Origin of the sequence: Metapseudomonas otitidis (assembly GCF_011397855.1) — a bacterium.
GTDB lineage: Bacteria > Pseudomonadota > Gammaproteobacteria > Pseudomonadales > Pseudomonadaceae > Metapseudomonas > Metapseudomonas otitidis.
In genome coordinates this window covers 2,459,392-2,475,815 of the sequence record NZ_AP022642.1, presented here as the reverse complement: position 1 = coordinate 2,475,815, position 16,424 = coordinate 2,459,392, and the positions used below count along the sequence as shown (strand labels likewise).

General features: G+C 68.1%; 15 protein-coding genes. 4 read left to right on the top strand and 11 right to left on the bottom strand.

Annotated elements, in window-relative coordinates; translation table 11 throughout:
• Nucleotides 1–11: 11 nt before the first annotated feature.
• The 3 genes from PotMrB4_RS11310 to PotMrB4_RS11300 all read right to left on the bottom strand — a co-directional run bounded on the left by PotMrB4_RS11310 (nucleotide 12) and on the right by PotMrB4_RS11300 (nucleotide 2,765).
• Nucleotides 12–470 carry a (2Fe-2S)-binding protein gene (locus PotMrB4_RS11310; RefSeq protein WP_044403716.1) on the bottom strand — a complete coding sequence of 153 codons (459 nt, stop codon included), beginning with the start codon at nucleotides 468–470 and terminating at the stop codon, nucleotides 12–14.
• Nucleotides 471–592: 122 nt separating this feature from the next.
• Complete coding sequence (locus PotMrB4_RS11305; RefSeq protein WP_082078164.1) at nucleotides 593–1,519, bottom strand: AraC family transcriptional regulator; 927 nt, start codon at nucleotides 1,517–1,519, stop codon at nucleotides 593–595.
• 220 nt (nucleotides 1,520–1,739) lie between these two features.
• Complete coding sequence (locus PotMrB4_RS11300) at nucleotides 1,740–2,765, bottom strand: zinc-dependent alcohol dehydrogenase family protein (RefSeq protein ID WP_044403718.1); 1,026 nt, start codon at nucleotides 2,763–2,765, stop codon at nucleotides 1,740–1,742.
• Nucleotides 2,766–2,931: 166 nt separating this feature from the next.
• Between PotMrB4_RS11300 and PotMrB4_RS11295 the strand changes: the two genes are divergently transcribed.
• Together PotMrB4_RS11295 and PotMrB4_RS11290 are read left to right on the top strand one after the other, a co-directional pair.
• Nucleotides 2,932–3,849 carry a LysR family transcriptional regulator gene (locus tag PotMrB4_RS11295; RefSeq protein ID WP_074967870.1) on the top strand — a complete coding sequence of 306 codons (918 nt, stop codon included), beginning with the start codon at nucleotides 2,932–2,934 and terminating at the stop codon, nucleotides 3,847–3,849.
• A gap of 26 nt (nucleotides 3,850–3,875) precedes the next feature.
• On the top strand, nucleotides 3,876–4,334 hold the full coding sequence (locus PotMrB4_RS11290; protein ID WP_172433299.1) for an SRPBCC family protein: 459 nt from the start codon (nucleotides 3,876–3,878) through the stop codon (nucleotides 4,332–4,334).
• On the opposite strand, the gene PotMrB4_RS11285 is transcribed toward PotMrB4_RS11290, so the two are convergent.
• Nucleotides 4,322–5,464, bottom strand: coding sequence for an AAA family ATPase (locus PotMrB4_RS11285; RefSeq protein WP_172433298.1), 1,143 nt, complete (start codon nucleotides 5,462–5,464; stop codon nucleotides 4,322–4,324). The two genes, PotMrB4_RS11290 and PotMrB4_RS11285, sit on opposite strands and share 13 nt — an antisense overlap.
• Before the next feature lie 5 nt (nucleotides 5,465–5,469).
• Complete coding sequence (locus tag PotMrB4_RS11280; RefSeq protein WP_074967866.1) at nucleotides 5,470–6,333, bottom strand: RNA ligase family protein; 864 nt, start codon at nucleotides 6,331–6,333, stop codon at nucleotides 5,470–5,472.
• Nucleotides 6,334–6,630: 297 nt separating this feature from the next.
• Between PotMrB4_RS11280 and PotMrB4_RS11275 the strand changes: the two genes are divergently transcribed.
• Both PotMrB4_RS11275 and PotMrB4_RS11270 read left to right on the top strand, forming a co-directional pair.
• On the top strand, nucleotides 6,631–7,344 hold the full coding sequence (locus PotMrB4_RS11275) for a PH domain-containing protein (protein ID WP_172433297.1): 714 nt from the start codon (nucleotides 6,631–6,633) through the stop codon (nucleotides 7,342–7,344).
• Between the two features lie 134 nt (nucleotides 7,345–7,478).
• Nucleotides 7,479–8,984 (top strand): MFS transporter, encoded by a 1,506-nt coding sequence (locus PotMrB4_RS11270; RefSeq protein WP_044403728.1) that lies wholly within the window; start codon nucleotides 7,479–7,481, stop codon nucleotides 8,982–8,984.
• On the opposite strand, the gene PotMrB4_RS11265 is transcribed toward PotMrB4_RS11270, so the two are convergent.
• The 6 genes from PotMrB4_RS11265 to PotMrB4_RS11240 all read right to left on the bottom strand — a co-directional run bounded on the left by PotMrB4_RS11265 (nucleotide 8,974) and on the right by PotMrB4_RS11240 (nucleotide 16,116).
• Nucleotides 8,974–9,204, bottom strand: coding sequence for a hypothetical protein (locus tag PotMrB4_RS11265; protein WP_142010345.1), 231 nt, complete (start codon nucleotides 9,202–9,204; stop codon nucleotides 8,974–8,976). The genes PotMrB4_RS11270 and PotMrB4_RS11265 overlap by 11 nt on opposite strands.
• A 2-nt stretch (nucleotides 9,205–9,206) precedes the next feature.
• Nucleotides 9,207–10,625, bottom strand: coding sequence for a hypothetical protein (locus tag PotMrB4_RS11260; RefSeq protein WP_172433296.1), 1,419 nt, complete (start codon nucleotides 10,623–10,625; stop codon nucleotides 9,207–9,209).
• A gap of 39 nt (nucleotides 10,626–10,664) precedes the next feature.
• On the bottom strand, nucleotides 10,665–11,102 hold the full coding sequence (locus PotMrB4_RS11255) for a nucleoside deaminase (RefSeq protein WP_172433295.1): 438 nt from the start codon (nucleotides 11,100–11,102) through the stop codon (nucleotides 10,665–10,667).
• A 115-nt stretch (nucleotides 11,103–11,217) separates the two neighbouring features.
• The gene (locus PotMrB4_RS11250; protein ID WP_142016356.1) at nucleotides 11,218–12,564 is read right to left on the bottom strand and encodes an HlyD family type I secretion periplasmic adaptor subunit; all 1,347 of its coding nucleotides are present in this window, start codon (nucleotides 12,562–12,564) and stop codon (nucleotides 11,218–11,220) included.
• Between the two features lie 4 nt (nucleotides 12,565–12,568).
• Entirely contained in the window at nucleotides 12,569–14,725 is a 2,157-nt protein-coding gene (locus PotMrB4_RS11245) for a type I secretion system permease/ATPase (RefSeq protein ID WP_172433294.1), read from the bottom strand.
• A gap of 41 nt (nucleotides 14,726–14,766) precedes the next feature.
• Nucleotides 14,767–16,116: a TolC family outer membrane protein gene (locus PotMrB4_RS11240; RefSeq protein ID WP_172433293.1), complete on the bottom strand. Its 1,350-nt coding sequence runs from the start codon at nucleotides 16,114–16,116 to the stop codon at nucleotides 14,767–14,769.
• Nucleotides 16,117–16,424 lie beyond the last annotated feature (308 nt).

Below are 16,424 nucleotides of genomic sequence, written 5' to 3'. Positions count from 1 at the left end.
GGCGTCGCTCCTCATGCCAGCTGCCCGGCGGCTTCGTGGATAGCCGCGCGGATGCGCACGTAGGTGGCGCAGCGGCAGATGTTGCCGCTCATGGCGGCGTCGATGTCGGCATCGGTGGGCGTGCGGTTGCCACTGAGCAGGGCGGTGGCCGCCATGATCTGCCCGGACTGGCAGTAGCCGCACTGCACCACGTCGAGCTTGCGCCAGGCGGCCTGGACGGCGCGGCCGACGTCGTTCTCGGCCACCGCTTCGATGGTGGTGACCTTGCGCCCCACCACGCTGGAAACGGGGGTGACGCAGGCGCGCGTGGGCTGGCCGTCGACGTGCACGGTGCAGGCGCCGCACAGCGACATGCCGCAGCCGTACTTGGTGCCGGTCATGCCGGCCACGTCTCGCAGGGCCCACAGCAGGGGCATGTCGGGCGCCACGTCGAGCGCGGTGTCCTGGCCATTCAGGTTGAGGGTAATCATCGGTTGGCCCACCTCTTCGGGATCGGGTTGGTCGTCATCGGCCGCACGCGGCCTGGCTGGTTTTCTTCAGACTAGAAGGCCGCCGCCGGCCCCGGTGCCGGGGCGACGAAGCGGCGGCCGGTTCAGGCACTCTGCCGCAGGCGGGCGATGTCGCGCTGGGGCGGCGCGCCGAACAGCCGGCTGTATTCGCGGCTGAACTGCGAGGGGCTCTCGTAGCCGACGCGGCCACCGGCGGTGGCGGCGTCCAGGGCTTCGCTGAGCATCAGCCGCCGCGCCTCCTGCAGGCGCAGCTGCTTCTGGAACTGCAGCGGGCTGAGGGCGGTGACCGCCTTGAAATGGTGGTGCAGCGCCGAGCTGCTCATGTTCACTTCGCTGGCCAGGGCTTCGATGGACAGCGGCCGGTGGTAGTGGGTCTTCAGCCACGCCACCGCGCGGGCGATGCGCTGGGCCTGGCTGCCGGCGCAGGCGATCTGCCGCAACTGCGCGCTGCGCTCGCCCATCAGCAGGCGGTAGAGGATCTCGCGCTTGATCAGCGGTGCTAGCACGGGGATATCGGCCGGGGTGTCCAGCAGGCCCACCAGGCGGATCAGCGCGTCCTGCAGGCCGCCGTCCAGGCTGCACACCGAGATGCCCCGGGCGGACGCCGACAGCGGCGGCGGCTCGGCGATCTGCAGCAGCATCTCGCTGATGGCGGCGGGCTCCAGGTCCAGGCGCATGCTGAGGTAGGGCACCTCGGGCGTGGCTTCGAGCACCTGGCCGATCACCGGCAGGTCGAGGGAGACGATCAGGTACTGGGACGGGCCGTAGCGGTAGCACTCGCCGTTGAGCTGGGCTTGCTTGCTGCCCTGGACCACCACGCCCAGGGCGGGCTCATAGAGGCAATGCAGCGGTTCGCTGGGCGTGCTGGCGCGGAACAGCCAGAGGCCGGGGATGGCGGTGGCGCTGCCGCCCTCCTCCCTGGCGAATCGTTCAATCAGCCGGGCGAACCGGTCCTGGGCTCCAAGGGGGGCGGTGAAAACAGGGTCGGCGTTGGAGACGGATGAGTTCATGGTTAGGGCTTCTCCCGGCAAGGCTTCCGACTCTAACCGCGGGGAAAACCGGCGTCTCGCACGCGAGTAGAAACAGGCAGGATCGTGCAAGAATCCGGCAGGAATCGACTACCCGGGCAAGGAGGTGGGACGGCAGACTGCAGTCCTGGCTGAAACCACCGCCGCCCACAACGCAATCCGGCGCACAGGGCGCCGGATCGAAGGGGTCGCAGGGAACAGGTCAGTCGGCGACGCGCATCACCACCCGTCCGCCGGGCGGGCAGGTTTCCATGTAGCGGCTGGCCTCGATGAAGTCCTCGAATTCGAAGACCCGGTCGATGCTCGGCTTGAGCAGGTGGTCGCGGGTGAGCTGGTTGATGTGCTCGAGGGCGCGGCGGACGGCCGCCTCATCACGCTCCAGGCCCGACTCCGGATCGCCACCGGTGAAATCCATGACGCAATGACGGAAGAACTGCAGGTGCTTCTTGAACGCCGCGCAGGCCGGGAAGGCCGCATCGTTGCCACCGTTCAGGCCGTAGAGGATCAGCTTGCCGCGCTGGGCGGCGACATCCCCCAGCAGCTTCATCTGCGGGCCGGCGCACTGGTCGAGGATGACCTCGACGCCCTGGCCGTCGGTGAAGCGTTCGACCTCCAGCACCAGGTCCTGCTCTTCGGTGACGATGATCTTGTCGGCCCCCAGTTCCTTGAGGAACGGACGGCTCTCGGGGTAGCTGGTGGAGGCGATCACCACCGCGCCCAGCGCCTTGGCCAGCTGCACGGTCTGCGGCGCCAGGCAATGGCCGGCCTCGGTGACCAGCACGCGCTGGCCGGGTTTGAGCCGGGCCAGGTCCATCAGGGCGAAGTAGCCCATCAGCAAGGGGGTGTAGTGCACCGCTGCCTCAACCGGAGTGAGCACCTCGTCCGGGTAGCGCGTCAGGGCGCTGCGCGGCAGCAGCACCTGGTCGCCCCAGGTGGGGTAGCGGTTGGGGGTGCTGGCGGGAAAGCTGGCCACGGCCACGCCGGGTTCGAGGTCATCGACCCCTTCGCCCACGGCCTCGACCACGCCGGCCATCTCGAACCCGACACCCGACGGCAGGCGTGCCGACTCGGAGGCCAGGTTCTGACGCCAGAGCACGTCTTTCCAGCTGACGCCGATGGCACGGGTGCGCACCAGAACCTCGCCGTGCCCGGGCACCGGGGTGGGGAGCTCTTCCAGCTTGAGCACGTCGGCCTCGCCGAACTGATGGAAACGGATCATGCGGGACATCACGCACCTCGCCTGTGACTCTTTACATGGCCACGGACTCTATCCGGGCTTTGTCCACAAAACCACCCGTAGCGATCAATAGTCGTCATAAACGGTGATGATGCGGGCGCTTGACGGCGCCTGCGCGGAGCCTCATTTTTCACCCACTTTTTCCGGAAGCCCATGCATGAACAGGAACGACCTGCGCAAAGTCGACCTCAACCTGCTGATCGTCTTCGAGACGCTCATGCACGAGCGCAGCGTGACCCGCGCGGCGGAAAAGCTGTTCCTCGGCCAGCCCGCCATCAGCGCGGCCCTGGCCCGCCTGCGGTCGCTGTTCGACGACCCGCTGTTCGTGCGCACCGGGCGCAGCATGGAGCCCTCGGCGCGGGCGGTGGAGATCTTCTCCCTGCTGACCCCGGCGCTGGACTCCATCTCCACCGCCATCAGCCGCGCCGCCGACTTCGACCCGGCCACCAGCAACGCGGTGTTCCGCATCGGCCTGTCGGACGACGTGGAGTTCGGCCTGCTCCCCGCCCTGCTCCGCCGCCTGCGTGCCGAAGCCCCGGGCGTGGTGCTGGTGGTGCGCCGCACCAACTACCTGCTGATGCCCAACCTGCTGGCCTCGGGGGAAATCTCCGTGGGCGTCAGCTACACCGACGAGCTGCCGGCCAACGCCAAGCGCAAGACCATCCGCCGCGCCCGCTCCAAGCTGCTGCGGGCCGACTCGGTCCCTGGCCCCCTGAGCCTGGAGGACTACTGCTCGCGCCCCCACGCCCTGGTGTCCTACGCCGGTGACCTCAGCGGCTTCGTCGACGAGGAGCTGGCCAAGCTCGGCCGCAGCCGCCGGGTGGTGCTGGCGGTGCCGCAGTTCAACGGCCTGGGCGCCCTGCTGGCCGGGACCGACATGGTCGCCGTGGTGCCGGACTACACCGCAGCCGTGCTCACCGCCGCCGGCGGCCTGCGGGTGGAGGACCCGCCCTACGGCAACCGCACCTTCGAGCTGTCCATGGCCTGGCGCGGCGCCCAGGACAACGACCCGGCGGAACGCTGGCTGCGCTCGCGCATCCAGATGTACTGCGGCGACCCCGACAGCCTGACCTGAACCGCGCTTACCGCAAGGAGACCGCCATGCAGGACACCCAGACCCTCGCCCTCCACACCCACCGGCGCTTTGCGCAATCGGCCGACGCGGTCTACAGCGCCTGGCTGAACCCGGCGCTGGCCTGCCGCTTCCTGTTCGCCACGCCCGGTGGCGAGATGCGCGTCGTCGACCTCGATCCCCGCCCCGGCGGCCACCTGCTGATGGTGGAGCTGCGTAACGGCGAGAAGGTCGAGCACGTCGGCGAATACCTCGAACTGGTCCGCCCCCAGCGGCTGTCCTTCACCTTCGGCATCGGCCGGGACAGCGCCGAGCGCGACCGCGTCGACGTGGACATCAGCGCCCTGGACGAAGGCTGCGAGCTGCAGCTGACCCATTACCTGGACGCCCGCTGGAGCGAACAGGCCGACAACGCCCGCGCCGGCTGGGAGGCCATGCTGGCGCACCTGGCGGCGGCGCTGGAATCGGTGAAGCCTCACACCACCTGATAGACCACCCGGTTCGCCTCGCTGGGCACCGGCACCTCCCACTTGAACAGCATCCGCGCGATGTCCTGGTTGCGCAGGCTGCTGTCGCGCTGGCGGTTGCGCCGGAGGATCTCCGTCTCCGGCTGCTCCAGGTAGACCAGCTCCACCCGCGCGTCATAGGCGTAGAGCAGGTCCAGGGTCTTCTTGCGCATCTGTGCCGACAGGTGCGTGGCATTCCACACGAAGGGCCGCCGCGCCCGCAGCAGTCCCCGGGCCTGGTCGATGGCGTAGTGCGCAGCGGCCCCTTCGTTCTGGCCGTGGCGCAGGCCCAGCGCCTCGCGGGCGTCGTCGAAGGACACCACCGGCAGGTCGGGGCGGTGGCGCGCCTGCCAGGTGTTCTTGCCGCTGGCCGGCAAGCCGGCCAGCACCACCACCTCGGAGCCCTCCACGGCCCGGTGCAGCGGGTAGTCCGGCAACACCCGCGCGCCACGGAAGTACTGCACCCGGGTGTGCTCGTCGACGAAAGCCTTGGGCGCGTGCAGGCAGCCCTCCTCCTCCGCCAGTTGCTCGAACAGGTCGATCTCGTCCAGCACCGCCTGCTTGCCGTCGAACCCACGCCCCAGCATGTCCGCCCGCGCCACCGCGCAGAGCATCCACAACGGCAGCTCCCAGGACAGCCGGTGCAAGGTGAATTCCACCGGGCGCCCACTGCGGTCGCTGCTGAGGGCGAAGAACGGCAGCTGGTGCACGGCGATGATCCGGCAGATGCGCTCGCGCAGCTCGAACGGCACGCCGGCGCGCCACAGCAGGATGCGCGCATCGATGGCGCCGCGCCGCGAATGGCCCGGCTGGCCGATACGGCCGGTGCTTTCGTCGATCACCGTGGTATCGGGCTTGGCGATGTCGTGCAGCAGCGCGGCGAAGAACAGCACGAAGCGCGCGTCCGCATCGGCAGCGGCATAGGCCGGCTGGGCCAGCAGCGCGTCCACCACCATCCGGGTGTGGATCCAGACGTCGCCCTCGGCGTGGTAGAGCGGGTCCTGCGGGGTATCGGCCAGCCGCCCGAGGGACGGGATGGCCGCCAGGCAGGCGGCGAAGTCCGCCGCCTGGCCGGGGTTGGGCACCAGGGCCCTGAGGGTTGCCATGTCCATGGTCTTCAGTCTCCTTGGGCAGCCAGGCTGGCCCAGGTCACCACTGGCTGCGGGGCGTAGAGGTCAACGCCCGGTGCCAGCAGGTTGGGAATGTACGGCTGCCGGGAATGGTGCAGGCCGCTGTCGAGGATCGCCTGGACGAAATCCGGGCGGACCCACTTGGCGCGGCCCAGGGTGTGCCGGGCGTCCTCGATCTTCAGGTACAGCCCCTCCATGTGCTCGGAGTGGTCGCCGTTGGCCAGCGCCCGGGCCAGGTCCAGCCCTTCGCGCCGTACGGTGCGCTCGAAGCTGGCGCGCCAGTCGGGCGAACGCGCCAGGGAGGGGCCGACCAGCCGCAGCAGATCAGCCAGCCGAGGCGGCGGCGGGCCCTCGTGGAGCACCGGCACCGACAGCACCGGGCCACCGGCCAGCAACGCATGCCGCGCACGGGTGGACAGGAAGGCCTGCTCGGTGCGGTCCCAGATGTCGAACTCGAGGAACAGGTGCGGCAGCCGGTCGTAGAACACAGAATGCAGCTTGCTGCACACCTCGCCGAACATCACGTAGCGGTCTTCCAGGCGCTCCAGCAGCCAGGCTTCGTGGGCACAGGCCCATTGCTTGAACTGGCCGAACTGGCGCTCGCGGCTGCCGCCGATCAGGTAATGCCCTCGGGATTGCAGCAACAGCTCGCCGCCGGGCGAGAAGCTGATGGCGGCGTTGGCGCCGTCGAGTTTTTCCTCCACCACAAGGTGGCAGCCGGCCAGGTCACGGTAGGCGAGCTGGTCGGCATCGCTGTCGCCGAGCTGCAGCCGCGACGACTCCAGGTGAGGCGTGCGCGGGTACTTGAACAAGTCGAGGTTGAGCGTCGAAACGCGGACGTGGTCCGTCATGGTCTTCTCCTTCTTGAAACAGGGAAAACCGACGACGTGATGCAGCGGGATCAGTGAGCGTGCGAATGCACGGCCAGCAACAGAGCTTGTCGAACCGTCGTCGGTGTCAGGCGAGTTGGCTGGCGCGGGGCATTGGCTTCACCACTTGAGGGAAGGGGGTGGATCGGAAAGGCGCGCATTGGACCGCCACGCCACCCGGCCTGTCAAGGCCGTGAGCGTGATGCACTGCACACCGGGTTGCCCGGAGCCGAGCCCGATGGCACTCTGCGGCCCTTTTTCACACTCCGGAAAGCCTCCATGGATCGGATCGAAGCGGCGCTCACCACCATCAAGTCCCTGCTGCTGGGGGACGAGACCATCCTCCAGAGTTCGCACCAGCTGCGCCTTCACGCACTGAAGCACCGCCGCGAGGTGGTGGTCGCCACCAACATGCGGCTGATCATCTTCCGCCGCCGCCTGATCGGCGGTTACCGCATGCACGACATCCGCTGGCAGGACCTGCAGGACGCCGCCATCGACGAGAACCTGCTGCAGGACCTGTTCGGCGCCGAACTGCGGTTGCGCCTCTACAACGGCCTGCTGATCCGCCTCAACGGCCTGGAAGTGGTCAGCGCGCGGGCCCTGTACGTGTACTGCCAGCAGCAGGAACAGGAGTGGCGCGAGAGAAACCGCATCCGCGGCATGGAAGAGCGCGGGCTCGGCTTCACCCGCTTCGACACCCTCTTCGACCCGGCCACCCCAGGCGCCAGCAAACGCACCACGCAGTCGAGCTCCAGCGTCTCCTACAGCGGCGACAGCGACAGCACCACGACCCCGATCTTCAACGCCGAAGTGACGGGCGACATCAGCGCCCTCCAGGGGTTGTCCAAGCTGATCAATCCGCAAACCGCCTTCGCCAGCGCCGACAAGCTGGCCAAGGCCATGGCCGATGCCAAGCAGCAGTTCGAGTCGGGCAAGCTCTCGAAGGCGGAGTACCAGAGCCTGAAGATGAAGATCCTCAGCGACCTCTGAACCACCACCCGCCAGCCCCGTTTGCCGGTCGGCCCCGTGCCGGCCGGCAGACAACCTGAACTCCGCTCCCCCTCGCGCGCTCTCCAGATCATGGCCAGCCCCGGCGCCGGCCCCCATGGATCAAGGAGCCCGTGATGAACAGCCCCTCGCTGACCGCACACGCCCGTCCAGGCCAGGACGCCACCGGCGACGAAACCCGCCACTACGACACCGACCTGCCGGCACGGCTCGACCGCCTGCCCTGGGGGCGCTTCCATACCCTGCTGGTGATGGCGCTGGGCATCACCTGGCTGCTGGACGGCCTGGAGGTCACCCTCGCCGGCTCGGTCGCCGCCGCCCTCAAGCACAGTCCGGCCCTGCACATGAGCAACACCGACGTGGGCCTGGCCGGCGGCATGTACATCGCCGGGGCGGTGCTGGGGGCACTGTTCTTCGGCTGGCTGACCGACCGCATCGGCCGCCGGCGGATGTTCTTCATCACCCTCGCGGTGTACATCGCCGCCACGGCCGCCACCGCCTTCGCCTGGAACCTCTGGAGCTTCCTCCTGTTCCGCTTCCTCACCGGAGCCGGTATCGGCGGCGAGTACTCGGCGATCAACTCCACCATCCAGGAGTTCACCCCGGCCCGCTTCCGTGGCTGGGTGGACCTGGGCATCAACGGCACCTTCTGGATCGGCGCCGCCCTCGGCGCGGTGGGTTCGGTGGTGCTGCTGGACCCGGACGTGGTGGGTGGCGACATGGGCTGGCGCCTGTGCTTCGGCATCGGCGCGGCGCTGGGGCTGGTGATCCTGCTGATGCGCCTGTGGCTCCCGGAAAGCCCGCGCTGGCTGATGATCCACAACCGCCCGGACGAAGCAAAGGCCATCATCGATGCCATCGAGGCACGCTTCCGCCGCGAGGGGCACACACTCGCCTCCGTCGATCACCTGCCGCGCATGCGCCTGCGCGGGCGTGACCACACGCCCCTGCCGGAGGTGCTGCACACCCTGTTCGTGCGCCACCGCCGCCGCGCCCTGGTGGGCCTCAGCCTGCTCACCAGCCAGGCGTTCTTCTACAACGCCATCTTCTTCACCTACGCCCTGGTGCTGACGGACTTCTACGACGTCCCGGGGGACCAGGTGGGCTGGTACATCCTGCCCTTCGCCCTCGGCAACTTCTGCGGCCCGCTGCTGCTGGGCCGGCTGTTCGACCACGTGGGGCGGCGGGTGATGATCAGCAGCACCTACATCCTCTCCGGCGTGCTGCTGACCCTGAGCGGCTACCTGTTCCAGCAGCAGATGCTCGACGCCACCCAGCAGACCATTGCCTGGATGGTGATCTTCTTCTTCGCCTCGGCGGCGGCCAGCTCGGCCTACCTGACGGTGGCCGAGACCTTCCCGCTGGAGGTTCGCGCCCTGGCCATCGCCGTGTTCTATGCCTTCGGCACCGGCCTGGGCGGCATCGTCGGGCCACTGCTGTTCGGCCAGTTGATCGAGAGCGCCGAGCGCAGCCAGGTGTTCATCGGCTACCTGATCGGCGCCGGGCTGATGGTGGCGGCCGGGGTGATCCAGGCGTTGTGGGGCGTGGCGGCCGAGCGGCAGCCGCTGGAGAGCGTGGCGAAGCCGCTGTCGCAGGTGGAGCCGGAAGCGGTCACTGCATGAGCGTGCCGAGGGTCACCACGGTGCCCAGCAGCACGAACAGCCCCACCGTGCAGGTGATGGCGCTCTCCCAGCCATCGTCCAGCCAATGGCCCCTGGGGTAGCGCCCCAGGGTGCCCAGGCGCAGGACGACGCGGCCGACGCTGAACAGCACCCAGCGCAGCAGCACCTCCACCAGCAGTTCGCCCAGCAGGCGGCCGACCGCGCCCAGTAGGCTGTCCATGGCTAGTAGAGAGGCCGGCTGCCGAGGGTGAAGTCCACGGCCAGTTCACGGTCGTAGCGGGTAGCCCGTGCGTTCAGGTGCTCCCAGCTCAGCGCGCCGAAGCGCAGGTAGAGCCGCCCGCCTCGGCTGTCCGCCGAGAGCAGCGCCACCTGGCCGGCCTCGCGGCTGCCGTCGGTGGCCTTCAGGTCAAGCCGGTACTGGCCCAGCAGTTGGCCGTAACGGTCGACGTGATCGAGGGAGATACCGCCCAGGTGCCAGTCGCTGAGCAGCAGGTAACTGTCACCGAGGCAGGCCACCTGGCGTATGGCGGCGTCGGGCTGGTACCACCAGCCCTGGCCCGCCAGCTCGTTGTTGTAGCCGGCGGGGCTGGGGCGCACGCTGACCGCACCACAGCCAGCCGGGCGCCCGGCGAACAGGGCCGGGTCCACCAGGGTGGCGGGCGGCAGTTCATGCAGGTTCAACGGCGTCTCCGGGTAGCCCCAGGGGAGATTGATGCGCGGCGGCGGGACCAGCACCTTCTGCAGGAAGCTGGCAGCAGGCGCATCCCGCAACTCGGGGTACCCATCGGGCGCCTGGCCGATCACCGGCCGGCCGTCGCCGACCCAGGCCTGGCGATTGCCCAGGCGCAGGTCCTCGGCCTGATCGAGCACCTCCATATCGCTGCGCCAGGCGGCAGGCTCGGAATCCGGAATGGGGCTGATGCGCTCGATGACCACATAGCGTGAGGGCTCGCCGGCCCAGGGCACGGAGCGCCGTGCGCCCCGTGGCAGGGCCTGGTAGGTGCGGCCGTCCGCGTGCACGCTGCGATACCCGGCGGCCAGCAACGGGGCAACCGTGACCTCGGCGAATCGAGCCGGGCCCTCCCGCAGCACGGTGATCTCCGCCGCCGGGCGGGTGGCGGAAATGACCTGGGCAGCCGGCTGGTCGCGGGTCACCCAGTACAACGGCCCACCGACGGCGATGACCACACCCAGGCCCGCCAGCAGGCGCAGGGCGAACACGTCGCCGCTCTCGCGCATGGCCAGCAGGATGCGCACCATGTAGTGCAGCCCCACCAGGGGCGGCCAGACGAGCAAGGCCGACAGCCCGGCCGGCATGGCACCGAGAAGGAGGCCCATGGAGAGCGGCAGGAAGGCCAGCTCACCGGCCAACAGCAGACAGAAGGCGAAGAGGTTGGCCAGCCCGCCCGCCTCCTCGGGCTCGATGAACAGCGTCCACACCAGGCCGGCCATGCCCAGCCAGGCGCCGGTGGTCAGCAGCAGCCCGAAGCCCGACCCGCCCGGTATCAGCAGGCACAGCAGGGCGAACGGCAGGGCCGCCAGCACCCCGAAGACATAGCAGGCACGGCGCAACGCCGGCCAGTTGCGGCGCAGGAAGGGCTCAGGGGCAACTGCCCCGAAGGCGGGTGGTGGGTTGTGCATGGTGTCGTCCGTGAACGCGCGTGCAGGCGATCCGCTCGCCTATTCGCCGATGTCCTCGTTCCAGAGTTCGGGGCGGGCGGCGATGAAGTCTTCCATCAACCGGATGCAGGTGGTGTCCTGCAGCACCTCGACCTCGACTCCGCGCGAGCGCAGCAGCGCCTCTTCGCCGAGGAAGGTGTGGTTTTCGCCGATGATCACCTTGGGAATGCCGTAGAGCAGGATGGCGCCGCTGCACATGGAACAGGGTGACAGCGTGGTGTACAGCACGCACTCGCGGTAGACGCTGGCGCTCTGCCGGCCGGCGTTCTCGAAGGCGTCCATCTCGCCGTGGCGGATGGCGCTGCCCTCTTGCACGCGACGGTTGTGGCCACGGCCAATGATGCGGCCCCGGTGCACGATCACCGAACCGATCGGGATGCCCCCTTCGGCGAGCCCCTGGCGGGCTTCGTCGATGGCGGCCTGCATGAATTCGTCCATGGGCGCTCCTGCGTACGCGGTGGAACCTGGGTTTCTCGGCCTGCGCAGCCGCAAGCCGCGCAGACCCTAGGTGACGAACGGCAGGCTGTCCACCCTCGCCTGCCCGAGCTGTGAATCAGCGCTCGCGCAAGGCCTCGGCGCGGGCACGGATGATCGGCTTGAGCAGGTAGCTGAGGATGCTCTTCTTGCCGGTCATGATGTCCACCGAGGCCACCATGCCGGGGATGATCAGCAACGGCTTCTCGTCGCTGCCCAGGTGGCTCTTACGGGTGCGCAGCTTGATCAGGTAGAAGCTGTTGCCGTCCTCGTCGGTGATGGTGTCCGCGCCGATCTGCTCCAGGTCGGCCTGCAGCCCGCCGTAGATGGTGTAGTCGTAGGCGGTGAACTTCACCATGGCCTTCTGTCCGGGGTGGAGGAAGGCGATGTCCTGGGGTCGGATGCGCGCCTCCACCAGCAGGGTGTCGTCCAGCGGGACGATCTCCACCAGGTCGCTGCCCGGCTGGATCACCCCGCCGATGGTGTTCACCAGCAGCTGCTTGACGATGCCGCGTACCGGCGAGGTGACCAGGGTGCGGTTGACCCGGTCCTCCAGAGCCTTGCCGGTGGCCTCGGCCTTGTTCAGGTCGGTGCGCGCCTCGTTGAGCTGGGTGAGCGCCTCGCTGCGGAAGCGCGAGCGGGTCTCGGCGACCTTCTGCTCCACCTCCTTGATGGCCGACTCGGCCCGGGGAATGGCCAGGTTGGTGGCCTCCAGCTGGCCACGCACCTCCACTTCGGAACGCTTCAGGCGCAGCACCTCCACCTTGGAGATGGCCCCTTCCGCCACCAGCGGCTCGGAGATGGCGATCTCCTGGCGCAGCAGCTCCAGGCTGTTGCGGTACTGGCCCTGCTTGGAGACGAATTCGCGCTGCTCCTGCTGCTTCTGCACCAGCTGCTGCTCCAGCCCGGCCACTTCGTCCCTGAGCTGCTGCTGGCGGCTGCGGAACAGCGCCTCCTCGCTCTCGGCCTGGCCGGGGGCCTTCTGCCGCAGCGCATCGGGAATGGCCAGCTCGCGGCCGTCCACCTCGGCGCTCAGGCGCTCGACGCGCAGGGCCATGGCCACGCGGTCGGCCTCGGTCTCGCCGACGTTGGACTGGAAGCGCGTGGGGTCCAGGCGCAGCAGCGGGTCGCCCGGCTCCACCACCTGGCCTTCGTGGACGAACAGCTCGGAGATGATGCCGCCCTCGAGGTTGGAGATCTTCTGCAGTTTGGACGACGGAATCGCCTTGCCCTCGCCCCGGGTCACCTCGTCGATCTCGGCGAAATGCGCCCAGAGCCCGAGGAACAGGGTGAAGCCGATCAGCGTCCAGATGGTCAGGCGCACCACCCGGGGCGCGTCCTCCACCAGGGCCTTGCTGACTTCCGGCAGGGGTTGGTCGGCCAGGCTCTCCTGGCCCTTGAAGTAGCTCATCAGGCCTTCGCCCATCGACTTACGCGACACTGATCTGCCCCTTCTTCAGCGCTTCCATCACGGCTTCCTTCGGACCGTCGGCGATGATCTGCCCCTTGTCCACGATCACCAGGCGATCCACCAGGGACAGCATGGAGGCGCGGTGGGTGACCAGCAGCACGGTCTTGTTGGCGACCACGGCCGCCAGGCGCTGTTTCAGGCGTTCTTCGCCGGTGTTGTCCATGGAACTGGTGGGCTCGTCGAGCAGCAGGATCGGTGGGTCCAGCAGCAGTGCGCGGGCCAGGGCGACGTTCTGCCGCTGGCCGCCGGAGAGGTTCTGGCCACGCTCGCCCACCTGCAGCTCGTAGCCCTGGGGGTGCAGCCGGGCGAATTCGTGCACACCGGACAGCTCGGCAGCCTGCAGCACCAGCTCGTCCTCGACGTAGCGGGCGCCGGACACCAGGTTGTCACGCAGGGTGCCGGCCAGCAGCTGGATGTCCTGGGGCACGTAGCCGATGTTGTGGCGCAGGTCGCTGACGTCCAGCTGGCGCACGTCCACGCCGTCCACCAGCAGGCTGCCGGAATCGGCCTGGTAGAGCCCGACGATCAGCTTGGCCAGGGAGCTCTTGCCCGAGCCGCTGCGGCCGACAATGCCGACCTTCTCGCCAGGGCGGATAATCAGGTTGATGGTGTTCAGCGCCGGGTTCTGCTGGTTCGGGTAGGTGAAGGACACCTGGCGGAACTCGATGGCGCCCTGCAGGCCCTGGCGGGTCAGCGGCCGCTCGTCTTCGTGGCGTTCCTGGGGCAGCGCCATCATCTGGTTGACCGAGAACATGGTCAGGCGCGCCTGCTGGTAGCGGGTGATCAGGCCGGAGAGCTGGGTCATCGGGCCCAGGGCACGGCCGTTGAGCATGTAGCAGGCGATCAGCCCGCCCATGCTGAGGTCGCCGGCGATGATCATGTAGACCCCGGCGACGATCATCACCACGCCGGCCAGCTGCTGGATCAGCAGGGTCAGGTTGAGCGAGAGGCTGGAGAGCATCTTCACCCGCAGTTCGAGGCGGCCCAGGGTGCCGATGGTCTGCTCCCAGAGGTACTGGCGCTCGCTCTCGGCGTTGTTCACCTTCACCGCGTCGAGGCCGGCCAGGGTCTCGATCAGGCTGGACTGGCGCTCGGCGGACAGCGCCATGGTGCGGTCCATGGTCTCCACCAGGGGTTTCTGCAGCAGCCAGCCGAGGGTACCGGCGAGCACGAAGGCCACCAGCGGCACCCACACCAGGTGCCCGCCGAGGATGCCGATCACCAGCAGGATCAACAGCGTGAACGGCAGGTCGATGACGCTGGTCATGGTCAGCGAGGCGAGGAAGTCCCGCAGCGTCTGGAACTCATGGATGTTCTGGGCAAAGCTGCCGACCCGCGCGGGCCGGTGCTTCATGGCCATGCCGACGATGCGCTCGAACAGCGTGGCGGAAATGATCATGTCGGTCTTCTTGCCCGCCAGGTCCAGGCACAGGCCGCGCATGGTCTTGAGCAGCAGGTCGAAGACGTACGCGCCGGAAATGCCCACGGCCAGCACCCACAGGGTGGCGGCGGCCTGGTTGGGCACCACGCGGTCGTACACGTTCATCACGAACAACGGCGCGCCGAGGCCGATCAGGTTGATCAGCAGGCTGGCCGCCACCGCGTCGACGTAGAGCCAGCGGGAACGCTTGAGGGTGTCGCGGAACCAGTGCTTGACCCGGGGAATCAGCGTGCCGTGGTTGAGGTCGAACTTGTGCCGCGGCTGGGCGAAGAAGGCCTGGCCGGCGTAGTCCTCGGCCAGGGCCTCGCGGGGGGCGCGCACCTCGCCGCCGTCGCTCTCGCTCAGCAGCAGGCGTGCATCGCCATTGGCTTCCCAGCCCAGCAGCACGGCGCAGCGACCCTCCTTGAGGATCAGCATGGCCGGCAGTGCAATGGCCGGAATCTGCTCCAGCTTGCGCTGCAGCAGACGCCCCTGCAGGCCGGCCCGGGCGGCCGCACGGGGCAGCAGCTCGGGGGTCAGGCGCTGGCCGGGCAGCGGCAGCCCCGCCGTGAGCATGGCCCGGCTGGCCGGGCGCTGGTGCTGCAGGCAGAGGCTGAGGAGGCTGTCGAGCAGGGGATCATCGAGCTGTCCGCGTGGATCGTTGGTGAAGGGCAATCGACTGGCTTCTTGATCCACGCTGGAACACTCTTTTCAACGGTACGGGGGTTGGGCGCTGCTCAGTTGAGGCCCGGCAGGTTCACTTCGGGCTTCAGCTCGCTCTGAACGACGCTCGCCATCGGTGCGACGACACCCTGGCTCTTGAGCAGCTCGCCCATGGTGGCTTTGATCCGGTACTGAGTAAACAGCTCCAGGTAGCGAATTTCAGCCAGGCGGCGCGAGGCGGTGAACAGCTCGTTCTCGCTGTCCAGCAGGTCCAGCAGGGTGCGTTCGCCGATGCTGAACTGCTTCTGGTAGGACTCGCGCACGCGGCTGCTGTAGTCCACGTACTGCTGGGCGATGGGCATCTGCTCGCGGGCGTTGGCCAGGGCGTTCCAGGACAGACCCAGGTCTTCGTTGAGCACGCGCAGGGCGTTGTTGCGGATGTCCAGGGCCTGGTTCACCTGGTAGGACTTGGACTCCAGGTCGGCCTTGTTGCTGCCGCCGGCGAACAGGTTGTAGCGCATGCGCAGCATGGCCTGCCATTCGTTGACGTGGCCGTTCTGGCCGTCCAGGTCGTTGTCGGCGCCACGGCGCAGTTCGGCATCGAAGCGCGGGTAGAAGGTGGACTTGGCGGCGTCGTACTGCTTCTCCGCAGCGGCCACGTCGGACTCGGCCGAACGCAGGATCGGGCTGTTTTCCAGCAGGGCGCGACGGGCATCGGCCAGGTCGGCGGGCAACTGGCCCGGCAGGCCGGACGGCTCGGTCAGTTCGAGCGGGTCGGTGCCCACCACGCTGAAGTAGTTGGTGCGGGCATCGGCCAGGTTGGTCTGCTCGGTGATCAGGTTGTTGCGGGCCTGGGCCAGGCGCGCCTCGGCCTGGTCCTGGTCGGCCAGGCGCCCTACCCCACGGGTGCTGCGCAGGGTGATCTGGTCATAGATGCGCTGGTGGCTCTTCAGGTTCTCCTCGGCCAGGCGGACCATCTCCTGGCGCTTGATCACCTCGATGTACACCTGCGCCACGTCCAGCGCGGTGCGCTCGGAGGTGCCCAGCAGCGAGTAGGCACGGGAGTTCACGGTGGCCTGCTGGCGCGCCACTTCGCTGGAGGTGGCGAAGCCGTCGAACACCATCTGCTGCAGGGTCAGGGCCGACTCGCCACGGGTCATGGTCCGCCAGTGGTCACCCTGGCCACGGGTGGTGGTGTTGTCGCTGCCTTCGCGGCCATAGCCGGCCACCACGTCCACACGCGGCAGGTAGCCGCCCTTCGCAGCCTTCAACTGATAGTCAGCCGACAGGCGGGCATTCACCCCGGCCTGGACTTCCGGGTGGTACTCGATCGCACGCTGCATGGCCTCCTGCAGGGTCTGCGCGTGCAGGGGAAAGCTGGCGACAAGGGCAAAGGGCAAGGCGGTAACAAAGCGCAGACGCATGGAAAGGCATCCTTTCATGGAAATTCGGTGGGTTTCTGTCCGGGCAAGATTCCGTCAGGGAATTGGCGTCAACCTTGCTCAAACAGCGAGCAGAAATCCGTGACCCAAGTCAGTCCTGATCCTTCTGTCAGAACTATCTTAAATAGCTGCGAATATCAAAGTGACATTACGTAGGCAATTGTTTAGGATGGCAGACAATTGGTCAATACTTTGGCATATACCCAATAGCGAATCTGAATAAGCCAAATTACTGACGCCAGCTTTTCAACACCACCGAATCAATGAAGGAATGCAGCGCCGATCCACCT